General features: G+C 64.6%; 16 protein-coding genes. 3 read left to right on the top strand and 13 right to left on the bottom strand.

Annotated elements, in window-relative coordinates; genetic code table 11:
* Positions 1-45: 45 nt before the first annotated feature.
* The 6 genes from EHH60_RS22005 to EHH60_RS21980 form a co-directional block, all read right to left on the bottom strand.
* On the bottom strand, positions 46-834 hold the full coding sequence (locus EHH60_RS22005) for a DUF4198 domain-containing protein (protein ID WP_124161532.1): 789 nt from the start codon (positions 832-834) through the stop codon (positions 46-48).
* Complete coding sequence (locus EHH60_RS22000) at positions 831-2,816, bottom strand: TonB-dependent receptor (RefSeq protein WP_124161531.1); 1,986 nt, start codon at positions 2,814-2,816, stop codon at positions 831-833. Before EHH60_RS22000 ends, EHH60_RS22005 begins: the two co-directional genes overlap by 4 nt.
* A 468-nt stretch (positions 2,817-3,284) precedes the next feature.
* The gene (locus tag EHH60_RS21995; protein WP_124161530.1) at positions 3,285-3,581 is read right to left on the bottom strand and encodes a hypothetical protein; all 297 of its coding nucleotides are present in this window, start codon (positions 3,579-3,581) and stop codon (positions 3,285-3,287) included.
* 682 nt (positions 3,582-4,263) lie between these two features.
* The gene (locus EHH60_RS21990; RefSeq protein WP_124161529.1) at positions 4,264-4,848 is read right to left on the bottom strand and encodes a DUF1254 domain-containing protein; all 585 of its coding nucleotides are present in this window, start codon (positions 4,846-4,848) and stop codon (positions 4,264-4,266) included.
* Positions 4,845-5,423: a DUF1214 domain-containing protein gene (locus EHH60_RS21985; protein WP_124161528.1), complete on the bottom strand. Its 579-nt coding sequence runs from the start codon at positions 5,421-5,423 to the stop codon at positions 4,845-4,847. Before EHH60_RS21985 ends, EHH60_RS21990 begins: the two co-directional genes overlap by 4 nt.
* A 10-nt stretch (positions 5,424-5,433) precedes the next feature.
* Positions 5,434-7,722, bottom strand: coding sequence for a transglycosylase domain-containing protein (locus EHH60_RS21980; RefSeq protein ID WP_124161527.1), 2,289 nt, complete (start codon positions 7,720-7,722; stop codon positions 5,434-5,436).
* A 292-nt stretch (positions 7,723-8,014) separates the two neighbouring features.
* Between EHH60_RS21980 and EHH60_RS21975 the strand changes: the two genes are divergently transcribed.
* A complete protein-coding gene (locus EHH60_RS21975; RefSeq protein WP_124161526.1) occupies positions 8,015-8,530 on the top strand; it encodes a YcgN family cysteine cluster protein in 516 nt (171 codons plus the stop codon).
* 167 nt (positions 8,531-8,697) lie between these two features.
* Positions 8,698-10,278, top strand: coding sequence for an MDR family MFS transporter (locus EHH60_RS21970; protein WP_124161525.1), 1,581 nt, complete (start codon positions 8,698-8,700; stop codon positions 10,276-10,278).
* A 7-nt stretch (positions 10,279-10,285) separates the two neighbouring features.
* Here EHH60_RS21970 and EHH60_RS21965 read toward each other — a convergent pair whose 3' ends face one another.
* From EHH60_RS21965 to EHH60_RS21935, 7 genes are all read right to left on the bottom strand, one after another.
* Positions 10,286-12,784, bottom strand: coding sequence for a GAF domain-containing sensor histidine kinase (locus EHH60_RS21965; RefSeq protein ID WP_199751728.1), 2,499 nt, complete (start codon positions 12,782-12,784; stop codon positions 10,286-10,288).
* Between the two features lie 99 nt (positions 12,785-12,883).
* On the bottom strand, positions 12,884-14,518 hold the full coding sequence (locus tag EHH60_RS21960) for a thiamine pyrophosphate-requiring protein (RefSeq protein ID WP_124161523.1): 1,635 nt from the start codon (positions 14,516-14,518) through the stop codon (positions 12,884-12,886).
* Positions 14,519-14,628: 110 nt separating this feature from the next.
* Positions 14,629-17,466, bottom strand: a complete 2,838-nt coding sequence (locus tag EHH60_RS21955) for an ATP-binding protein (protein WP_245454552.1) — start codon at positions 17,464-17,466, stop codon at positions 14,629-14,631.
* 275 nt (positions 17,467-17,741) lie between these two features.
* Positions 17,742-18,113 carry a putative quinol monooxygenase gene (locus tag EHH60_RS21950; RefSeq protein ID WP_502697416.1) on the bottom strand — a complete coding sequence of 124 codons (372 nt, stop codon included), beginning with the start codon at positions 18,111-18,113 and terminating at the stop codon, positions 17,742-17,744.
* A 132-nt stretch (positions 18,114-18,245) separates the two neighbouring features.
* A complete protein-coding gene (locus EHH60_RS21945) occupies positions 18,246-19,091 on the bottom strand; it encodes a VOC family protein (RefSeq protein WP_124161521.1) in 846 nt (281 codons plus the stop codon).
* 38 nt (positions 19,092-19,129) lie between these two features.
* Entirely contained in the window at positions 19,130-20,143 is a 1,014-nt protein-coding gene (locus EHH60_RS21940; RefSeq protein WP_124161520.1) for an aldo/keto reductase, read from the bottom strand.
* A 52-nt stretch (positions 20,144-20,195) separates the two neighbouring features.
* Positions 20,196-20,921: an alpha/beta fold hydrolase gene (locus EHH60_RS21935; protein WP_124161567.1), complete on the bottom strand. Its 726-nt coding sequence runs from the start codon at positions 20,919-20,921 to the stop codon at positions 20,196-20,198.
* Between the two features lie 366 nt (positions 20,922-21,287).
* On the opposite strand from EHH60_RS21935, the gene EHH60_RS21930 reads away from it, so the two are divergent.
* Positions 21,288-22,223, top strand: coding sequence for a helix-turn-helix domain-containing protein (locus EHH60_RS21930; protein WP_124161519.1), 936 nt, complete (start codon positions 21,288-21,290; stop codon positions 22,221-22,223).
* Positions 22,224-22,249 lie beyond the last annotated feature (26 nt).

Genomic DNA, 22,249 nt, shown 5'->3' with positions numbered 1-22,249 from the left:
AATAAGCTAAAGCGCGATGACGACTCGTCCTGATCTCATTGCGCTTTAGCGGTGCTTGGCCACCACGTTGAACCACAGCGTCGCATTGTAGAGGTCGTCCGTCGCCTGATCCGGCGTGACGGACGGCGCCGCGCGATGATCGATCACCAGCAGATGGGGACCCGGCTTGGCGATGGGAACGGTCGCCACGCCTTCGGCGTCCGTCCTGAATTTTGGAATGTCCTTCTCCGCAACGACCGTCTTGCCGTCGCCACGTTCGACCTCCGCTTCAGCGAGAGGCTTGCCGCGAAACAGCACCTTGACCTTGAGCATCTCACCTGGCCTCGCCTTGGCTGGCTCGGTGAGCGGCACAAGCTCGAGATCGTGTCCGAGCACCTCCTGCCACGGCGCGTCAGCCCCTGTGATCGCCTTTGCGAACTTTCCGGACCAGAAGCTCTCGGCAGCGTCAGGCACCAGCCGCCGGGTGGCGTTGCGATAGAGGCCGTCTGTCGTCTTGACCCAGAATCCGTTGTCGTAACGCGCCGCGAGCAGCGTATGTCCGGCATCGTCGAACGGTCTTGTTCGTGCGATCTGGATGCCGTTGTCGGATGCGCCCGCAAGTCCGTCGAGGAGCGAGGTGCGGCCTTTCGGCGTCACCATCAGGAGGTTCACGACCTTGTCTGCGAAAGCCGGCGGCCGGTCGTCCGGATGACCGTAGTTGACGATGGCGCGGCGTGCGGTGGCCGGCCCCGAGAAGGTGAGCCAGGCATCATGCGCCGAAGCGGAGGCTATCGACCCGAGAACGAGTCCGGTCGCGAGCAGCGTGTGGGCGAGACGAGGGAAGATACGGTTCATTTGGTCACCAGCTTTGGATTTGTCGCGGCCATGACTGTCGGGAAACGATACGAAACGCCCGCGAGCACGGCGATTGTCGGCTGCGCGCTGACGAAAATGTCTGACGTGTTTGCGCCGACGGGATCGCCGAAATTGATGGCGATTTCGCTGAGGCGATCACCGGGATACCAGGTCGCCTGCGTGAACGCGGTCCATCCCTCGGGCCAGGAATAGGCGAGCTTGCCGGTCACGCGGGAGTAGGGTGAGGTCGTGATGAGGCCGTCCTGAGTCAGGTTCTTCCTGCCGACGAAGGTCACATAGGCCGAACCGGACAGGACTTGCGCATTGACCGTCGCGACGTTGAAGTCGACGCCGACATTGGCGACGTAGCTCGGCACGTTCGGGACGAAGTAGGAGGGCGCCGCGTCGATGAGGCGAGCCGAGACGCCGCCATAGTTGGCGAATAGCGAGACGTTGTTGACGGGATCCTTGATCACGAACCAGCGGGCATCGACGTCGTATCCGTTGCGCTGGGCTTTACCCAGGAACGTCACCGGCAGACCGGGCGCCGCCTGAAACGCTTCGTTGGCCGAGTCCGTCGTCCAATAGCTCGCGAGCAGTCTGAAGCGATCGAACGCCAACTGGACGCCGCCTTCGCGGCTGACGATCTTGAATGGCTGAATGCCGGGATTGCCGATCAGCTCCGCGGGCACGTCGATGCTGCGGAAACCCTCGCCGTAATTGGCGAACAGCTCCAGCCATTCGAATGGCGCGATGGCGACGCCGGCCTTTGGGCTTGCGATCCCGTTCGACATGTTCGGCGTGCCGCCGGGCGTGATGCGGTCGTCGATGTCGTAGTAGAACTGGTCGTAACGGCCGCCGGCCGTGAACTTGAGCCATGGCAGCGGCTTGACCTGGACCTGACCGAAGCCGGCGATGTTCGTCTCGGTCAATCCGACATTGACTGCGGCCGGGCCGGACACCGCGCGTGCGGTGGTCGGCGCCTGGAACGCCTCGATGAAATCGGTGCGCCAGTTGCTGCCGAGCAGGACCTGCACGGGGATGTCGTCGCCGATGGCTCCGCTCCAGACCTTGCTGACGCGGCCGCCGACCATCGTGCGGTCCTCGTGCTGAAAGCGCTGGCCGCTGCCGAAATCCGCGAAACGGTTCGAGAACTGGTGGCTGACGAACAGCGAGCCTTTCAGCTCCTGGTCCTGTGCGCCGGAGCTGTAATTGGTGACGAGGTTTTCGAGCTGCTTGTTGCCGCCGTCGGTCGGATTGGTCGCCGAGCGTTCGGAGATCGTTCCGGCGGCAATGGCGTCGCGACTGGCATAGCCGGGCGAGCCGTATTCGGTGCCGTAGGCCTGTGCACGGAACGACACGGTGGCGCCGTCCGGAAGCGTCGTCGTGACCTTGTTGGACGAGTTGTAGCGATTGATGAAGCTGTTATCGCGATAGCCGTCGGTGTGATACCCTTCGAATGCCAGATAGGGCAGCCATGCGCCCTGGGTCATGCTGTGGGTCGCAACGCCCCGCGCCGTGCCTTGCGTGCCTCCGGAGACGCCGACGCTGGCAAAGGGTTCGGCCTGCTTGGTCGTGATGTTGACCGAGCCGCCCATATTGGAGTCGCCGTACTCGACGGAAAACGGCCCGCGCACGATCTCGATGCTCTTGACGGTTTCCGGAAACAGCACGTTGAGGTCGGCATAGTTCGGCGTGTGCAGCGAGGAGACCTCGTTGAGCGGAAGGCCGTCGATGTAATAGGCGATGTCGCGGCCGTGCTCGGATTCGGTATAGCCTCGCAGCGAAAGCCCGTAGCCGATCCCGCCCTGGCCATAGTTGGACACATTGAAGCCGGGGAGCGAGCGGAACAGGTCGCCATAGGTTGCGACCGCCAGCCGGCTGATTGCCGGTGCGTCCATCACCGTCACCGCCGCCGGCAGTGCGGTCACCGCGCTCGACACGTCGGCCCGTCCCGGCGTCGCGCCAGCGGAGAGGCCCACGCTCGATTGCCGTTGCGATGAAGGCTGCGATTCCTGCGCCCGGCGCGGGGCGCTTGTCCTTGCCGGAGGCTCTGTGCGTCGTACGCGTCTCGGGGCCGCCTCGGGCGCCGCGACCGCAACCGGCGGCAAAGACCCGGCCGCGGATCCCTCCGGTGCCGCCTGGGCGTGAACTGAGTCTTCGGCCGAAGCGCCTGATAACGCGATGCCGACCAGAACCAGGCGCCAGGAAATGCTACGCAACTTAGCCCCCGCTATCACATCGACGGCCGCGCGACGGTCTCCGGCAGGCGATGGGATGTTTCGTATAGGTGGTCATACACTAGTATGACGTCTTTGGTCGATCGTCATACTTGCATGAGCAGGTTGCGGGCCAATCACAGCGGGCTTGGACGCGTGCGGTGGGAAAGCCGATGGGATTCAGGGTGTGTTGCGTGCTTGGACGTCGGATCTTTGCAGCGCATCGGCGCCTCACGGTAGCGGTGCCTGTGGAAAGACGCTGTCCACCACGTGGAAACCGCCATTGAAATCTTGTTGAGAGCGCGCCACCGGCAACCGGCCGTACCGATGAATAGGTGAGTCGAATGCGCGCTTGACAAGACTGCCCAGCAAGAACAGCTGACGCGAGCCGAAGCTGCTGCCGCCCGTGAAGGTATCGTTGCCGCCCCGAGCATGACCGGACACGTCGCCGCCCGCGTCACCGTAGGCAGTGTTGCTCGGGGAAGCGAACGTGAAGGTATCGTCGCCGCCACGAGCAAGATCGAACATGTCGCCGGCCGCGTCACCGTAGAAAGTGTAGTGGATGGGGCGCCCCCCGGAAACGAGGACCCCGTGAAGGTGTCGTTGCCGCTCCTCGAAAAATCGAACATGCCGCCGCCAGCATCTCCGATCAAGATAGTGGTGTTTGAGTCACCCGCGAGGACGTCATCGGTGCCATGATGCTCAAAAATGCTCGGGATTATTGACGAAGGTCAACTCGTGAGGGCGCCAAATCTGGTCGGCCGCCCAGCGAACACCGCAGGACTGATTGGAGTCGGGACTCTGTCCAGCACTCTCCGAGATAGCGAAATGGGTGACATCCCACGAATATTCATGGATGATTCCGGCGGGGAGGCGATAGTCTACGGAATCCGAAGACGTCAGATCGCAGAGCCTGACGCATCGTCCAGGCCAACGCCGCTGCGACAGCCAACCAACTGCCAGTGATCTCTCGGTCATCCCAATCTCTGCTCCGAAATAAAAAACCCGCGGCGGATTGCTCCGCGCGGGTGTGACGAACTTTCGATGATGCCAGTATGCCGGTGTTTTGCCCGACGAGTCAAAGGGGCGTACGCGTCGACCGGTAGCTTCGTCGTCGCTGACCGAAGAGCATAATGATTTCAATGCTCCGGCTACTGTGCATGGGGTTGTTTTCGCAGTATTTCGTTTTGCGTTGCCGCTATCGCCGCGCTCACCGCCGGCGGCGCGGCGCCTCGGCCTTGGCTGGCGGCTCGGTCTGCGGCGCACAAGTGGCGGCCGCGAGCGAGCCTTGCGCCTGCGGCATCAGGCCGGGCTCGGGCGCGAGCGCCTTCATCAGGATCAGGCCGGTCGTGCTGGGGGAATCGATGATCAGCCGATCGGCCGCGGTGACCTCTTCGTCCTCGGGCAGCTCGCTGTGCTGCGCTTCCGTCATCAGGTCGAGCTCGATCACCTTCTTGCCGGCCGAGCGGTCGTTGATGGCGTAATAGGCGATCTCGTTGCGGGTGTAGAACGACACCGAGGTGTAGGCCTGGCTGACGGGCACCGTCAGCTTGATAGGTCCGCCCGACAGATCGTAGCGGCAGATCGCCAGCGCAAAGGCCGGATCCATGAACGGCATCGGCGAAGTGTTGGGGTCGGCGAGCGGAAGCTGGGTGACCGCGTTGACCTTCGTCACCGGCGTCAGCCGCGAATAGGCATCCTGCGTCGCGATCCGCGGCAGCGCCAGCACGCTGACGAGATGGACCACGAGGCCCAGCACCACGCCGGCAACGATCGTGAACATGAGCCGGATCATGAGCAGCCCACCGTGGTGATGCTCGGCATCGGCGCATCGCGCTGGGTGCGCGTTGCGACCCCGACCGGGGTGTCGTAGAGGCGCAGCATCAAGGCGTAGCGCTCGATGCCGCCGGTCGGCAGCCAGTTGCCGGCACGGGAGCGCGAGGCGATGCGGATCTCGAACGAGCCGTCGGACTGCCGCACGATCTCCTGGCTGGTGAAGCCGTAGCGCTGCAACGAATTGGCGACGAGATGGCCTTTGCGATCGTACAGCGTCAGCGTCCAGAATCGCGCTGGTGGCGTCACGCCGGAGACGACGACATCGCAGCGGCCGTCGAGCGCCTTCTTCTTGTCGTCGGTGGTGGCGGTGAAAGCGACGCCGTCGCCGGTGCCGATCGGCAGCTCGCCGTTGCGCACGATGGTGGCGCGCGAATAGGGATCGACGTCGGCGGTGCCGGTGCGCGGCCGCGCGGTCCAGGCGCCGATGGTCAGCGCACCGATCTCGGTGCCGCGCGTCGTCGTCATCCAGGTCGCGCCGACGCCGACCACCGTCGCGAGAAGCAGCGCCGTCAATGTGATCAGGATCAGCCGCACTTGCTTTCGATCAGTTCTTGCGTGGCGCGGACGCGTTGACGTTCTCTTCCGCATAGTTCTGCGGGAAGGCGAGCGCGCTCGTCGCCGAGGACGGCCTGGCCGACTTGCTGTCGTCGGCCGCGGATTTATTCGCGGTCTTGGCCGCATCATCGAGCAGCTTCTCGACGCGCACCAGGACGTCGGCGCCGCGCTTGGTCAGCACCGGCGGCGGCCCCGGCTTGGTCTCCAGCACTTTCGGTGCCGCATTGGCCTGCGCGTTGCTCACGTGCTGCGGCGGCAGCTTCTGGCCCATGCCGATGCCGGGGATCTCCCGGACCTCGACGCCCTGATGCGCCGCGAGCATGATGTCGTGCCAGGTCTGCGCCGGCAGCGAGCCGCCGGTCATGCGATTGGTCGGCGAGTAGTCGTCGTTGCCGTACCAGACCGCGCAGGTGAAGTTGCCGGTGTAGCCGACGAACCAGGCGTCGCGATACGCATTGGTCGTGCCGGTCTTGCCGGCGGTCGGAATGCCGTCGAGCGCGGCGCGGCGGGCGGTGCCTTCGCTGACGACGTGGCTCATCATGCCGGCCATGTCGGCGGCAACGGAGGCGGGAATCGCCTGCCGCGGCTTCGGGCCGTCGCGGTCCCAGCGCCAGACGAGGTCGCCGGCGCCGGTGCGCACCTCCAGCACCGAATGCGGCGTCACCGCCTTGCCGCGGTTGGGGAAGGTCGCGTAGGCGACGGCATGCTCGAGCACGGTGACTTCGTCCGAACCGATCGGCAGCGACGGCGTGTCGGGCAGCGGCGCCTTGAGACCGAAGCGGCGCGCGACCTCGACGATTTTGGCGCGGCCGATCTTGGCGGGGTTCGGCGCCTTCGGCTGATCCCGCCGGCCGATCTCGATCGACAGCTTCACCGGTACGACGTTGATCGAGCGCGTGATCGCCTGCGTCAGCGTCACCGAGCCGGAATAGGAATGGCCATAATTCTGCGGGCACCAATTGCCGATGCAGACGGGGCCGTCGACCACGATCGAGTTCGGCGTGTAACCGTTCAGCAGCGCCGTGGTGTAGACGTAAGGCTTGAACGAGGAGCCGGGCTGCCGATAGGCATCGGTGGCGCGGTTGAACTGGCTGGCGCCATAGTCGCGGCCGCCGACCATGGCGCGGATGCCGCCGTCGAGATCGGCGACGACGGTCGCCGCCTGCGTTGCGTGATAGTCGCGGCCGAACTGGCGCAGCTGGTTCTCGACGGCGTCTTCCGCCGCCTTCTGCACGTTGGTGTCGATGGCGGTGCGGACCACGAAGACGCGCTCGGTGTAGGACTTCGGGAAGGTGTCGACCAGCTTGCGCATCTCGTCGAAGGCGTAGTCGAGATAGTAGTTCGGCGACGCCTCGTCGCGGCGGTCGACCGCGAACGCCGGGTTGCGGCGGGCGCCGAACACCTGGCCCTCGGTCATGAAGCCGGCATCGACGAGGTTGTCGAGCACGACGTTGGCGCGGGCGCGCGCGGCGGGCAGGTTGATGTGGGGGGCGTATTTCGTCGGTGCCTTGAACAGGCCGGCGAGCATCGCAGCTTCCGCCAGGGTCACGTCGCGCGCCGACTTGTTGAAGTAGAAATGTGCGGCGCCGTCGACGCCGAACGTGCCGCCGCCCATATAGGCGCGGTCGAGATACAGCTTGAGGATCTCGTTCTTGGTCAGGCGCCATTCCAGCCAGATCGCGAGGAAGGCCTCGTTGACCTTGCGCTCGATGGTGCGCTCGTTGCTCAAAAACAGATTCTTGGCGAGCTGCTGGGTGATCGAGGAGCCGCCCTGGCGGACGCCGCCGGCCTGGGCGTTGGTGACGAGCGCGCGCGCGGTGCCGGCGATGTCGATGCCGAAATGTTCGTAGAAGCGGCGGTCCTCGGTCGCCAGCGTCGCCTTGATCAGGACATCCGGAAAATCTTCCAGCGGGATCGAATCGTTGTGCTTGATGCCGCGGCTGCCGATCGGATTGCCGTAGCGGTCGAGGAAGGTCACCGCGAGATCGGATTTCTTCAGCCAGTCCTCGTCCGCGGTCTCGCGGAAGGCGGGAATGGCGAGGGTGAGCATCACGACGAGGCCGCCGAGCCCGAGCGTCGCGGCCTCCGACAGCGGCTCGATGAACACCCAGCGCTTCCAGCGCCCGACATAGAACCGGTCCATGAAGGTCGAGTAGCGCTCGTAGAGCTCGCGGATGCCTTTGGCCGAGGAGAACAGCGAGGAGTCGATGCGCGCATCGAGGTCGAGGAAGAAATTCCGGACCCTCTGCTTCCAATGCGGTGGTATGATCTGGCGCACCTAGAACCCTTGAGGCTTGCTTCGAAAGCGTTCAAGCACCCGGCCGGGGCGGCATCGAGACGTCTTGAGGGAATGTTGCGGCAAACCCAAGGCGCCCGGCCAGCATCCGAGGGACTTGCTGTTCCTTCTAGCCGAGCGGGGCCCATAAACCAATGGTCACGCTCGCGATTTTGAACAATAGGCCTAATTGACCCCGGTTCATTACGGGCTTCAAAGCGGCCTCGCTTGCACCCTTGCGGCCGTGCCCCCTAGATGGCGTTGCCGTAGCTCTTTTCGAATTTTGTTGAGGCGCATGACCGCAGCTCCCAAACGACCGTCAGGCCAGGAAGAATTCTTTTGGAAAACCAAGACGTTGGAAGAGATGTCGGGGGCCGAATGGGAAAGCCTTTGCGACGGCTGCGGCCGCTGCTGTCTGAACAAGCTCGAAGACGAGGACACCGGCCGGATCTACTTCACCCATGTCGGCTGCAAGCTGCTCGACGGGGCGAGCTGCGCCTGCAAGGACTATCCGAATCGTTCCGACAAGGTTCCGGATTGCGTCCGCCTGACCCCGGCCAATGTCCGCACCCTGAACTGGCTGCCGCCGAGCTGCGGCTACAAGCTCGTCACCGAGGGGCGCGACCTCTATTGGTGGCATCCGCTGGTTTCGGGCGACCCCAACACCGTCCATGAAGCCGGCGTTTCCGTCCGCGGCCGCGTGGAGGGTAGCGAGGAGGAGATCCCGGATGAGGATCTCGAGAACCACATCGTGCAATGGCCGGCCGTACTGCCGAAACGGGCCCGTCTGAAGCGACGCCCAAGGGACTGACAAGGGACTGATCCGCCGCCCTTTTGAGATCACGTGTTCGGGATGGCCCCACGGCGGGATGCACCCATGCGCCATGGTGCCTGCCTGGGAAGAACTTTGCTGTCTACATTGGATTGCATAGAACGAATCCTTCGCGGCGTTGCGCCGCCACATGACGTCCGATCGAGATGAACAAGTTCGAACGGCAGAGCGCTGCCGACGTCAAGACATTGCCTGACGACATTGCCGAAGAGCTGTCCCGCCTTCCCGGCGAGGTGTTGAGCGTCGATGACGCGCCGCCCATCGCACCGCCGGTACCGCTGACCTCCGACGAGGTCCGCACCATCGTCATCAGCCTGATGCTGACGATGTTCCTGGCAGCGCTCGACCAGACCATCGTGGCAACCGCGCTGCCGACCATCGGGCGACAGTTCCAGGACGTCTCCAATCTCTCCTGGGTGATCACAGCCTATCTGCTCGCCTCGACCGCGGTCGCGCCGGTGTTCGGCACGCTCAGCGACATCTACGGTCGTCGCGTCATGATCATCATCTCGCTCAGCCTGTTCGTCGCGGGCTCGATTCTGTGCGCGATTGCCCCGAACATGCCGATGCTGATCCTGGCGCGCGGCCTTCAGGGCCTCGGTGGCGGCGGCATCATGCCCGTGGTGCAGACCGTAATCTCCGACGTGGTGAGCCCACGCGAGCGCGGGCAATACCAGGCCTATTTTTCCAGCGTCTGGATGGTCGGCGGCATTCTTGGCCCGGTCATCGGCGGCGTGTTCGCCGAGCATCTGCACTGGTCGATGATCTTCTGGATCAACCTGCCGCTCTCGGCCGCCGCGATCGCGCTCTTGCTGCCGAAGATGAAGAAGATCCCGGTGTTCCACCGCAAGCGCAAGGTCGACTGGCTCGGCGGCGTGTTGCTGATGGCCTCCGCCGTCGTCTTCATGCTGGTGTTGACCTGGGGCGGCACGCGCTATCCGTGGCTGTCGCCGACCGTGCTCGCGATGGTGGGTGGTGCGGTTGCGCTCGTCGTCACCTTCGTCTGGCATGCCCGGCGGGCGGACGAGCCGTTTCTGCCTCTGCCGCTGCTCGGCGGAAGTGTCGTACCGTTCGGGCTGATGGCAGGCGGCTGTGCGCTTGGCGCGATCACGGGCCTCACGGTCCAGCTTCCGCTCTATTACGAGTCCGTCTATCACCTCAGCGCCAGCGAGGCGGGCCTTGCGCTGATTCCGCTGGCGGCCGTCTCGACCCTCGGCGCGGCCATCGCCGGGCGCACGATGGCTCGGGCCAAGCACTACAAGCGCGTCGCCATCATCGGCACGTCCTGGGCCGCGCTGTGCGGCCTTGGTCTCACGCTGACGACGCTGCCGTTATGGGGCCTTTTGACGCTGATGGCCGCGTTCGCGCTCGGCCTCGGCACCACCTTTCCGGTCTGCGTGGTCTCGGTGCAGAATTCGGTCGCGCGGCCGCAGGTCGGCACCATCACCGGCGCCTTGAACTTCTTCCGCTCGCTGATGTCCTCGTTCACGGTCGCGGCTTTCGCAGCCATCCTGCTGATCGCGCTCGGCACCGACATCCCGCTCGCCGGCGAACATCACGCCGCCGGCGCCGTGGCGATACCCGCCGACGACATGCGGCACGCGTTCCGCTACGTGTTCGGCGCCGCTACCGCGCTGATGACCGCAGCTGCGCTGTGTCTGATCATGATGGAAGAGCGGCCGCTGGCCGGGCCCGCCGTTACCAAGCACGTCGAGATGGCGGAGTAGAGACGGCTCAGCCGCCGTTTCCATCCGGGAACCTGCTCTTCCGCGGCAGCAGGATCGTAAATTCGGTGAACACGCCAGGTTCCGTCGCGACGTCGATCGTGCCGCCGTGTTGCTTCACCACGATGTCGTGGCTCATCGACAGCCCGAGGCCGGTGCCTTCGCCGGCCGGCTTGGTGGTGAAGAACGGATTGAACATCTTCTCCTTCACCTCGCCCGGAATGCCGGTGCCGTTGTCGCGGATGCGGATCTCGACGCTGTCGCCGCGGTCGCGCGTTGCGGCAAGCACTGCGGGCGCGTAGTCGGCGGCGCTGTCCGCCCTGCGTTTTGCGACTGCATGGAAGCCGTTCGAGATCAGGTTCAGCAGCACCCGGGTGATCTCCTGCGGAAACACTTCGGCTTGCCCGGCCGCGGGATCGAGCTCGCGCTCCAGCGTCACGTTGAACCCCGGCTTCTCGGCGCGCGCGCCGTGATAGGCGAGGTTGAGGCTTTCCTCGACCAGCGCGTTGATGTCGCTCAGCCCATGCTCGCCACCGCCCTCGCGCGAATGCAGCAGCATGTTCTTGACGATGGAATCGGCGCGGCGGCCGTGCTGCACGATCTTTGCCAGATTGTCCTTCAGGAGGCCCGTCAGCTCCTCAACGTCCGCGCGCACGTCCTCGGCGAGCGACACCGGCGCAAGCACATCGTTCAGCTCCTCGGTCAGCTCGGCAGACAGCGAGGCAAAATTGTTGACGAAGTTGAGCGGGTTCTTGATCTCGTGCGCGATGCCCGCGGTGAGCTGGCCGAGGGATGCGAGCTTCTCGGTCTGGATCAGACGGTCCTGCGCGGCGCGCAAATCGTCCAGCGATTTGGCGAGCTCGCTTGTGCGGTCCTGCACCTCGTTGAACAGGCGCGTGTTCTCGACTGCGATCACGGCCTGGTCAGCGAAGGTCTTGAGCAGATTGACCGCCTTCTCCGGAAATTGACCGGGCTCGCGCCGCGTGACGGCGATGGTGCCGATCGCAATGCCGTCGCGCAGCATCGGCACCACGAGGATGCTGCGATAGCCTCGGGTCCGCGCCAGTTCCTTCATGGCCTCGGTGAGGCCGGGCTCGTTCTGCATGTCGCTGCGGAATGCATACTCTCCACTCCTGGCCACCCGGCTGTGAATGCCTGATGCCGACAGCGGAGCCGGGAAGGAGCTGAGCAGGTCGGCGTTGCCGGCTTCATTGTCGGTGGTGAAGGCTGCCAGATGCAGCATGCCGTCGATCACGCGGGTGACGGTGGAGGAGTGCCCGCCGATCAGCGCCTTGGCGCTGTCGGAGATGGCCTGGAACACCGGCGTGACGTCTGATGGTGATGCCGCGATCACCTTGAGGATATCGGCGGTCGCGGTTTGACGTTCCAGCGCTTCCCCGATCGCGTTGAACAGGCTGACATTCTTGATCGCGATCACCGCCTGGTCGGCGAAGGTCTGAAGCAGCCGCACATGATGCTCGGCGAAGCTGCCTGTCGCACGGCGCGTAGCGATGATGATGCCGATGGCTTCGCCCTCGCTCATCAGCGGGGTGAACAGCATGCTGCGATAGCCCCGCGCACGCGCGATGTCGCGTGCGGCCGGCTCGAGCTCGGTGTCCGGCAGTTGCGCGGCGACACCATTGGCAACGAGCTGATAGGGCGGGAATTGTGCGAACGGCACGGGGAACGAGGCCTGGAGCACGCGGTCGCCGGCCGGATCGGTCGGCGTGAATGCCGCAAGGTGGGCGGCGCCGTCGATGTAACGCAGCACCGCGGTGGAGAAGCCTCCGATCAGCCGGTTGGCATTGATGGCGATCGCCTCGAACACCGGCTGCACGTCGGACGGCGAGGCCGCCATCACCTTCAGGATGTCCGCGGTGGCGGTCTGGCGTTCGAGTGTCTCTTTCGTCTCATTGAACAGTCGCGCATTCTCGATCGCGATCACCGCCTGGTCTGCAAAGGTCTGGAGCAGCTGCACGAGGTCGGGCGCGAATGCACCGGGCTCAGCGCGCGTGACGCTGATCATGCCGACCGGCGCACCCCGGTTCATCAGCGGCATGAACAGCACGCTGCGAAAGCCGCGCAGCCGCGCCAACTCCCGGTTCAGCTCAGGAACGTCGGCGGCCTCGCTGTCCGGAAACTGGATCGTCTCGCCGTCGCGCACCAGGGCAAAGGTCGGGAAGTCAGCGATCTTGCGCGGGAACGCGGCCCTCAGCCCTTCGTCCGCCTCCGGGCTGGTCGGTGTGAACGCCACGAGGTGCAGCTCATCGCCGATGAACTGGAGCACGGTGGCGGAGAAGCCGCCGAGCAGGCGCTTCGAGCTGGACGCGATCGCCGCGAAGACTGGTCGCGCGTCGGAGGGCGAGGCCGCGATGGTGCGCAGGATCTCGGCGCTGGCGCCCTGGCGATCCCGAGCAATCGCAAGCTCGCCGCGCAGCTGCGCGTTCTCGGCTGCCACCGACTGCAATCGGCGTTCGAGTTCCTCGATTTCATCGGAAGGGGTGGTCATTTCTAATCCGGCTCGATGCCACGACAGGCGTGACACCTCGGCGGATTATCACATCTTCCGCGGCCGGTGCCAGCGCCTGCGGTTCAAGCCCGGCCCGTCTCACATGCCTGGCCGCGACACCTCCGTCTCCTTGCTGGTGATGAACTCCAGCAGCACTGGGATGCCTTCCCCTGTCTTCTGGATGCCGCGCCTGATCGCGGGGATGATGTCCTCCGGTCGCGTCACTCGTTCGCCATAGCCGCCGAAGGCGCGCGCCATCGCGGCGTAGTCGCCGGAAATGTCGGTCGAGCGATACTTTTCGGTCGAGACCGGCATCACCTTCAGTTCGATCGCCATCGAGAAATTGTTGAGCAGGATCGACATGATCGGGATGCGCTCGCGCACCGCCGTCTCGAAATCCATGCCCGTGAAGCCGATGGCCGCATCGCCCCAGACGTTGATGCAGAGCTTGTCGGGCCTTGCGAGCTTGGCGCCCATCGCCAGCCCAAGGCCGTAGCCAAGTTGCGTCGTCTTGCCCCAGCCGAGATAGGTGAGGGGCTCGACCGCTTTCCAGAACGGAGAAAGCTGGTCGCGCGGACTGCCGGCATCGTGGGTGATGATGGTGTTCTCGATGTCGACGGTGTGCTGGAGGTCCCACAGCACGCGGTACGGGCTCAAGGGTGCGTCGTTGCTGGTCAGCTTCGGCATCCATTTCGCCAGCCACTCCTCGTGCGAGGCCGCGATCTCGGCCGCGACCGCCGAGGCGTCGCGATCCACCGTGACGGTCTTGCCGATCTCCTCCAGCAGCGCGTCGAGCACGAGGGCGGCGTCGCCGACCAGGCCGATCTTCGCTTCCACGTCCTTGTTGAGATGATTGGGATCGAGCGTGGAGTGAATGATGGCCTTGCCCTTCGGCATCGCGATGCCGAAATTGGTCTCGGTGAAGGAGCAGCCGATGCCGAAGATGACGTCGGCCTCGCTCAGAAACTTCGGAACCGCGCGCGGCACCGCAAGGCCGCCGGAGCCGAGCGAGAGCGGATGCGTTTCCGGAAACGACGACTTGCCACCGAGGCTGGTGGTGACGGGGATCGCCAGGCGCTCGGCGAGCCGTTTCAGTTGCGGCCAGGCCTGCGCGTAATGCACGCCTTGGCCGGCATAGATGACCGGCCGCTTCGCGTTAATCAGAAGGCTGGCCGCTTCCTTCACATGCACGGGGTCGGCGCCGTAACGGGTGCGCAGCACTGGCGTGTAGTCGAGCGGCTCCGGCACCTCCTCGTTCCACATGTCCGAGGGGATCTCGACGATCACAGGCCCGCCGCGGCCGTTCTTCAGCTTGGTGAAGGCGCGGCGGAAGATGTTGGCGACTTCGGTCGCGAGGATGATCGGCTCGGACGATTTCGCGAACGGCTTCATCGCCTCGCTGGAATTGAAGTTCGGCTCGATATGCGCAAGCCGGCGCTGATAGCCCATCGGCAGCACCAGCACGGGAACGGATTCGCCGAAGCACTGCGCGACGCCGCCCATCGCGTTCTCGGCGCCCGGCCCATGCTGCATGCAGAACGCGCCGATCGAGCGCCCCGACGTCACGCGCGAGATCGCATCCGCCATGTGGATGCCGACGCGCTCCTGCCGCACCATCACGGGGCGGATCTCGGCTTTGGCCGCATGCTCGATCAGATGGTTGACCGGATAGCCGCAGAGGATCTCGATGCCCTCGCGCCTCATGATTTCCGCAATGGCGGTGCCGAGCTTCATGGCGTCTCTCTCCCCTTAAGGCTTGACCGGTTGATCCGGCCGGTTGGGCAGAGAGGATCAGGAATCCCGCGAACCGTAAAGCGCGCGAGGCGAGTGCCGCGGTAGCCCAGCTATGCACCGCGAGCGTGCGACGGCTCCGGCTGGCGAGAGTGGCCGCGGCCGAACGTTGCCCGCCCCACGGGCTGCAGCAGGCGCCTGGCAGCAACCAGATCCGGCGTCTCGAGGCCCTCTGCGAAGCCTTCATAGATCGGAGCAAGCAGTCGGACAGCCTTGATCCTGCGGCCGGTCCCGATCCAGTGTGCAGCGAGATCGGTGGCGATGCGCAATTCGAATGTAACAGCCCCTATGGCGTGCGCTTCGGCGAGTGCCTGTAGTAGCCGCTTTTCAGCGCGCCGCGGCTCGCCGGCTTGGAGAAGAACCGCTGCGTCGACCCGCTGAAGTTCTGAGCGGCACCAGCGCTCGCCCTGACGTTCCTGATGGCCGATCGCGCGCGTGATGGCCTCGCGCGCTTCGGCGATCCGCCCTTGTCGCAAATAGGCGCGGGCGAGGACCGCGAGATAGCTGCCGATCCGCATTAAGAAGCGACATTCGATCAACTCTTCGATCGCGGCCCGAATATCCTCCACCGCGCGCGGATCGCCACGCTGGTCGCGAAGGCAAGCGGAGAAATAGCGTTCGACCGGAACCCAGCGCGAGATGCGCTCACGTTCCAGGTTGCGACGCAGACGCTCCGTGAAGCTCGCGAGCGCGTTCAGATTACCGGTTTCGAGCGCGACAGGAAGCGCGGCGAGCCCGAGTGCATTCGACTGCGACACCCAATGGCCACTGCGATCCGCGGCCTCGACGGCGTCGCGGGCCAGCCTCGCAGCGTAGTCGGCCTGCCCCTGCATCCACGCCACGAACGGCAGGTTGAAGCGGGCTGTAATGAATCGGTAGACTTCGTTTGCATCCTTGCGCGAACGGCCCTCGGCCAGCGAATAGGTTGCTGCGAGACGATCCAGAACCAGGCGGCTCTTATTCAATTCGCCGGCAAAGGCGCGGGCCCAGGCCAGGGCCCGATCCGCTTCCGACGTTGCCGTCGAGTCGCGATCCCTGTCAGCCAGCTGCGTGGCCTCCTCGAGATAGGTTATGGCGCGCGGGACCTGGCCAATTTGCAGCAGGTAAAAGGCAAAACCCACCAGGGCGCGCTGCTGATACTCGATCGTGCCGGCGTTCCTCGCAAAGGCGATCGCATCGAGCCAGGCGACCTCGTTCTCATTCGACATCTTGCGGGCATAGAACAGGCTCCATCCAAGTGCGCAGGCGAGCTTTGCCTTCCACAGATCGTCGCACGCGACGGTCTCGGCCAGGGCGAGCGCGTCTTTCAACCACGCCTGTGCTTCCGACAGGATGGAGGTTTCCGACCACAAGGTGATCGCTGCAACCGTGAGCCTAATTCCCAGGACAGGATCGCCTTGCTCGCCGAATGCCCATGAAAGAGCGGCGCGCAAATCGGCGATGCGACCAAGGTAGCGCTGTGTCCAATCGGCCGGCTCGCGCCAGTTCCATTCCTCTTCGGATTGTTCGAACAGCGCGAGGACGCGTTGCGCATGGCGGCGTAGCGTCTGGCGGCAGGCGGGATCGGCCCGGCGCCGCTCGGCGGCATAGCGCCGCGTGCTGTCGAGCAGCCGGTAGCGCAGGCTTGCGCCCTGGGCCTGCGCGCCCAGAAGCGATTTGGCGACGAGACTGCCGAGGCCGGTGACGACGTCGACTGGCGTGAGCCCTGCCGCCTCGGCGACGAAGATCGCGTCCTCAACCTCGAAGGAGTCGCTGAAAAGCGACAGCAGGCCGAACAGTCTGGCTTCCCTCTGCGATAGCAGCTTGAAGCTCCAGTCGATCGTCGCCATCAGGGTTTCCTGGCGCGGCGGCGCGCCATCGGCGGCGGGGGCGCGAAAACCCAGATTGTGGTCGAGGAGTGCCACCAGTTCGCGAGGATTGAACCTGCCGATCTGGGCTGCCGCCAATTCGATGGCCAGTGGAAGGCCGTCGAGCGAGTGGCAGACCCGGGTGACGGCCTCGCAATCGCTATCGCCGAACTGGTAGTCCGACCATTCGGCGGCGCGGCGAACGAACAACTGCACCGCCGGAAACCTGAGGGCCTGATCGACGGTCAGGGCGTAGCCTGATCTCGGCGAGGCCAGCGAGCCAAGCCGGACGACATGCTCGGTGGCGGTGCCGAGCGGTTCGCGGCTCGTGGCAAGCAACCTGGAAGACGATGTGTCCGCCATGAACCGGCCGGCGAAGATCGTCGCGGCGGGCAGCACATGCTCGCAATTGTCCAGGACGAGCAGCATTTGCCGCGGTCTCAAATAGTCGAGCGCCGCAGCCAGACTGTTGTCCGGATTGCCTCTGATGCCCAGTGCCGTCACCAGTGCCGCGCCGAACAGCGTCGGGTCGGAGATCGTGGCGAGATCGACGAAGCAGACGCCGTCGCGACACCGTGGCGCAAACGCCTGGGCGGCCGCCACGGCAACTGTCGTCTTGCCGATTCCTCCGGCGCCAGCCAGGGTCACGTGCCTGTTGTCGGCCAGCAGACCGGCGATTTCAACGATTTCCGCTTCACGACCAACGATGCCGCGCGGCAATGGCGGAGTGGACAACAGAAGCGGTTCGGAGAACGCCAGATCATCCTCGATCTCGCCGATGCTGATTTGCACCTCGGCGATGAACTTGTAACCGCGGCGCGCCACGGTCGCGATGTAGACGGGCTCGATCTGGGTATCTCCCAGCGAACGCCGCAAGCTCCACATGTTGACCTTGAGATTGCTGTCGTGGAGGAAGGTGCCCGGCCAGGCCGCGGCCATCAACTCATTCTTGCTGACGAGTTCGCCGCAACGCTGCACCAGCACTTGCAAGAGTTCGAATGCGCGCCCGCCCAATTTGACCGGGCGTCCGTCGAGAAGGAGCAACTGGCGGCGCGGAACCAGCCGAAATGGGCCGAAGCAGTATGTGAGTTCCTGTCGGAGTGTGGCCCGTTGCCGTGTCTCCGTGGCAGCCCGCATTGATCCATGCCAATCGATCGAAGAGATCGTCTGCCATTATCACGCACTGCAAGCTGGTTGAAGAGAGTCATTCTGAATTCGCACGATTGCCGGCGGTCTCTGCCGCAGGATTGCTGCGACAAAACCGCTCGCGTGCCGACCGGCAAGTGCCGGCCCGCGGGACGGCTTCTTGACCGCTTCGGCTATTTCTGGGGCTTGCCTAGAACCGCCATGCGCATGACTTCGACGCCACCGTCGGCAAGTTCCGGAAGCTTGGCGAACCAGTCCTTCACATACGGCATCGCGTTGTGCGCGTCGAAATCGGCTTGGCTGGCGAAGACCTCGTAGAAGATGAAATGACCGGGCCTGGCGCGGTCTTCCTGAAGGAAATAAACCAGGTTGTGGGGATCGCCGCGAACCAGCGCGATCAGCGGCAGTGTGGCGGCGCGCAGTGCGTCTTCTTTCCCGGGCTTGGCTCTCACCTGCGCCACCACCGAATACGCGCCATCCGGAATCTCCTGATAGCGCACGCGCGGTGCTTCCTCGGCGACCGCGGACGGCGCCGTCATGGCCATCGAGGCGGCCAACAGCAGCGCGCAAAGCGAATTGCGGACGAGACTTTGCATGATGAGCTCCTTCACATGTGATCGTGAGTGCGAGGCGGCAAGGTCACCGGCACTGACCGGTCGCGCGCCACGGTTGAGGCGTCAGCGCACGACTTTTTGCTGCCGCTTTGCCAGGGCCTCGCTGAAGCGCTTCTTGACCGGGTCGAGCGCTTTGACGAATTCGAGTTGCTCGCCCTCGGGGCCTTTGCAATAGATCAGCTCCCAACCGTTCGAAGGCTCCGCCGTCACGCGGTTCGTGTTGGCGCTGCGTGGAGCCGCCTTGCGGTCTGCTTCCGTCATGACGCGGATGGTGCGGTTCGCTCTCACCTGCGTCATGCCGCGGCGCGCCGATTCGGCTTCGAGATCGGCGATGAACTTGTTGAAGTCGACGTCGTCGCGAACGTAGAAGCAGATGTGCATCATGCGCGGAAACGCCGGGCTCATGTGCTCCAGCGGCTCGGCAAAGCTCTTCGTGCTGCCCATAGGCTGATCGGCCTCACGATATTGCAGCAGTTCGAGGACCATGTTGTCGAACTGGATGAAACGGACATCGAGCCGCTGCGCTCCGCTTCTCAGGTCGGGAACGCCGATCGTCCGCGGATTGACCCCGCGTGCGTTCGCCTCGATCTCCTGATCGGCCAGCAGCGTGTTCTGGACCCCGTCGCCCTGGAAGTCGCCATGACGAAAGACCTCGGTGCCGCCGAGCACCTCCGTATAGAACTCGTAAGCCCGCTCCATGTTCTGGACCGTCAACCCGAAATGCTGGACACCCTGGAGCCGCGCGCCGAGCGGCGCCTCGTTGCGCTCGGCTGGGGACATGCTGTCCGGCGCCGCGGACGCGGCTGACGGCATGCTGGCGACCGCAAGACCGGTGATCATCGCGGCGCCTGCCGTGCGAAGCAGGTTGCGGCGTTCGATTTCGGCAATGTTGCACGTTTCGTCGGTCATTCTCGTCTCCTTGGTCCGTGAGTTATGTCATGTGCCGGTCAGCCGGCGTCCGGAAGCGGAGCAGCTGGATTGACGAGACCGGCCGATCGAAGTTCGCGCCAGAAATCGCCGGGTATTGATTGGTCAAGGGCCGCGCGGTCCTCGGCGATGCGGGCGGGCCGGCTCGCCCCGGGAATCACGGCGGCGACCACCGGGTTCGCCAGTGCGAACTGCAGGCCTGCGGCCTTCATGCTGATGCCGTAGCGATCGGCGATCGTCTTGATCCGAGCCACCTTGTCGAGGATTTCCGGAGGCGCTGGCGCATACTCGAAGTTCGGACCGCCGACGAGCGCGCCCGAACTGTAGGGGCCGCCGACGACGATCGCGAGCTCATGCTCCGCGACCATCGGCATCACCCGCTGAAGCGCACGGGCGTGGTCCAGCAGCGTGTAGCGGCCCGCGAGCAGGAATCCGTCGGGGCGCGGCTCGTCGAGCGCGAGCAGCAGCTCGATCGGTTCCACCCGGTTGACCCCCAGCCCCCATGCCTTGATCACGCCCTCGTCGCGCAGCCGGTCGAGCGTCTTGAACGCGCCCTTGCGGGCGCTTTCGAAGACCGAAAGCCACTCGTCTCCGTAGAAATCCTGCGCGACGTCATGCACGAAGGCGATATCGACATGGTCCGTGCCCAGCCGCTTCAGGCTGTCGTCGATCGAGCGCAACGTCCCGTCCCGGGAATAGTCGTTCACGATCCTGTTCGGGCGCCCATGTTTGAAGACGCCGCCTTTCTCGCCGAGATCGCGGCCCCCGACATCCTCGATCTCGTCCAGGATCAGGCGGCCGACCTTGGTGCTGACCACGTAGTCGCTCCGCTTCCGGCCGACGAGCGCCGCGCCCATGCGGATCTCGGCAAGCCCCGCGCCGTAGAACGGCGCGGTGTCGAAATAGCGTATGCCGTCCTCCCAGGCTGCGTTGACCGTCGCGAGGGCTTCCTGCTCCGGGATGTCGCGGAACATGTTGCCGAGCGGCGCTGCACCGAAACCTAATTGTCCCGGCAGAACATCCTTGAGGGCCATGTTGCGAGTCCTTGGGTGACAGCCACGACCATCCGTGTGGATTGCGCCGATCTCAGTCGGTTGCGGAGGTGTCTGCACTTCTGATGAAGGCCGCGACCTCGTGCGGATGCGACAGCATCACCGCGTGGCTGCTTTTGATCTCCGTCACCTTCGCGCCCGAGCGCTTGGCCATGGTGCGCAGCAAGCTCGGGGGGATAATGTGATCCTCCATCGTTACCATGTAATAGGTCGGCTTCGTCTTCCAGGCCACGCGCTCGACCTTGGTCTGCACCGCCTGCAATCCAAACGGCAGTTGCGCCGCAGCCATGAAGCGGGCTGTTGCGGCATCGACGCCGGCGGCGAACGCGGTCGGGAATTTATCGCGTTCGACGAAGAGATAATTGCCCTCAGTGACCAGCGGACCCTTGTGCTCGCCGGGCGGCACGGGTGCTTCCGAAAGCGTGGCGACCGACTCCCCGACATCGGGAGCATATGCCGCGAGATAGACCAGGCTGCGAACCTTCGGATTGTCGCCGGCTTCGGTGATGACCATTCCACCATAGGAATGCCCGACGAGAATGACCGGATGCCGCGCCTTGGCAATCACGCGCTCGGTCTCCGCGACATCGTCACGAAGCGAGATCGTTGGCTGCTGGACGACAAGCACTTCATAGCCCGCCTTCGAGAGAAGGTCGTAGGTGTTCTTCCAGCCCGATCCGTCGACGAAGGCGCCGTGGACAAGGACGATGGATACGGTCCTCTCGGCCGCGACCGCGGCGGAGGCTGTTGCGATCGACATTGCGGCAAGCGCAAACATAATCATCTTCATAATAGGCTCCGGTCTCGATACGGCGGCATTGCCGTTGATGCGCCTCTCACTAGTGCACGCTCGCATTGCGGTATTTCCGATTCCTGCGCGATGACGCACGCATCTTGCTCAAGTGCGACGAGACCAGCTTTCGAAGCCGAACGCGCCTGGCTCCAAGTCGTTGGTTTGCCTGGCTTTTACCTCTTTTAACCGTGCCGGCTCTGGACTTCGCTCCTGCGCCTTGTGAGAAATCCGCATCGGCGTGGCAGCAGCCGGGCTGCAACTCACCACCGGATGGAATGATCGCTCGCTCGCGATACGGGGCCGGGATTCGCCGCAACTGAAGCGGAGGACATGATGGCGCTCGTGACGCATGCAGATCAGAAATATCAGAACAGCGAGAAGCTCGCGGCGGCCAGCGATTGGCCGGGGCTGAGCATCGAGCACCGCAAGTTCGAGGCGGGATGTCAGGCAACGCCCGTTCCCATCTGCACCGAGCTCGTCATGCTGCTCTCAGGCGGTGGGATGGTGTGCCGCGCCGGCAACGGTGAGGTCCAGAAGAGTCTCGCGCGGCCGGGGATGAGCTACCTCGTGCCTGTGGGGACGCAGGAGAGCCATCTCGAGCTTTCCGATCGGATGGAATGCCTTCATCTCTATCTGCCGCCGGCGCTGCTGGACCGGAGCGCCCTTGCGGATTTCGACATCGATCCCGCAAAGGTCGAGATCGCCTACGCCCACGGCTTGGCAGACCAGGTGCTATTCCACCTCTGTTCGCCGCTTCGCGACCTGCTCCATCGTCCCCGCCAGCCGACCGATGCGCTGTTCGTGGAGGGTATCCAGGTTGCGCTCGCGGCGCATCTTCTGGGAAACTATACGACCGACCGCTGGCACGCACCCGACAGGTCGCCGTCGCTCGATCTGCGGCGCCTTCAGCGCGTGCTGGACTATATCGAGGCATCTCTACGCGGCGACATCCGGCTCGAGGATTTGGCAGCCCAGGCCTGCCTCAGCCCCTATCATTTCTCCCGGCTGTTTCGCGAGGCGACCGGATTGTCGCCGCACCGCTACGTCACCGATCGCCGCGTCCAGGCTGCGCGGCACGAGCTCGCACGCGATCGCCTGTCCCTGGTCGAAATTGCCCTGGAGTTCGGCTTCGGCTCGCAGGCCAATTTCACGCGCGTGTTCCGCAAGGCCGCAAGTCTCACGCCGGGGCAGTATCGCGAATTGTGCTGCGGCCAGGCGGACGCGAAAGCCGATCGGCACGAGATGGCATTCCGCAGGGATTGCGCATGATCCCGCAGGATTCGGGAATACGGTTC

The sequence above is a fragment of the Bradyrhizobium sp. RP6 genome, assembly GCF_003837805.1.
In the GTDB taxonomy this organism is placed as follows: Bacteria; Pseudomonadota; Alphaproteobacteria; order Rhizobiales; family Xanthobacteraceae; genus Bradyrhizobium.
This window is presented reverse-complemented; position numbering and strand designations above follow the sequence as displayed.

Excerpts from the sequence above, each read along its gene's own strand:
- EHH60_RS22005 (WP_124161532.1), bottom strand. The coding sequence starts at position 834 with ATGAACCGTATCTTCCCTCGTCTCGCCCACACGCTGCTCGCGACCGGA.
- EHH60_RS21995 (WP_124161530.1), bottom strand. The coding sequence starts at position 3,581 with ATGTTCGATCTTGCTCGTGGCGGCGACGATACCTTCACGTTCGCTTCC.
- EHH60_RS21990 (WP_124161529.1), bottom strand. The coding sequence starts at position 4,848 with ATGATCCGGCTCATGTTCACGATCGTTGCCGGCGTGGTGCTGGGCCTC.
- EHH60_RS21975 (WP_124161526.1), top strand. The coding sequence starts at position 8,015 with ATGACCGCAGCTCCCAAACGACCGTCAGGCCAGGAAGAATTCTTTTGG.
- EHH60_RS21970 (WP_124161525.1), top strand. The coding sequence starts at position 8,698 with ATGAACAAGTTCGAACGGCAGAGCGCTGCCGACGTCAAGACATTGCCT.
- EHH60_RS21965 (WP_199751728.1), bottom strand. The coding sequence starts at position 12,784 with ATGACCACCCCTTCCGATGAAATCGAGGAACTCGAACGCCGATTGCAG.
- EHH60_RS21960 (WP_124161523.1), bottom strand. The coding sequence starts at position 14,518 with ATGAAGCTCGGCACCGCCATTGCGGAAATCATGAGGCGCGAGGGCATC.
- EHH60_RS21950 (WP_502697416.1), bottom strand. The coding sequence starts at position 18,113 with ATGGCCATGACGGCGCCGTCCGCGGTCGCCGAGGAAGCACCGCGCGTG.
- EHH60_RS21945 (WP_124161521.1), bottom strand. The coding sequence starts at position 19,091 with ATGACCGACGAAACGTGCAACATTGCCGAAATCGAACGCCGCAACCTG.
- EHH60_RS21940 (WP_124161520.1), bottom strand. The coding sequence starts at position 20,143 with ATGGCCCTCAAGGATGTTCTGCCGGGACAATTAGGTTTCGGTGCAGCG.
- EHH60_RS21935 (WP_124161567.1), bottom strand. The coding sequence starts at position 20,921 with ATGTCGATCGCAACAGCCTCCGCCGCGGTCGCGGCCGAGAGGACCGTA.
- EHH60_RS21930 (WP_124161519.1), top strand. The coding sequence starts at position 21,288 with ATGGCGCTCGTGACGCATGCAGATCAGAAATATCAGAACAGCGAGAAG.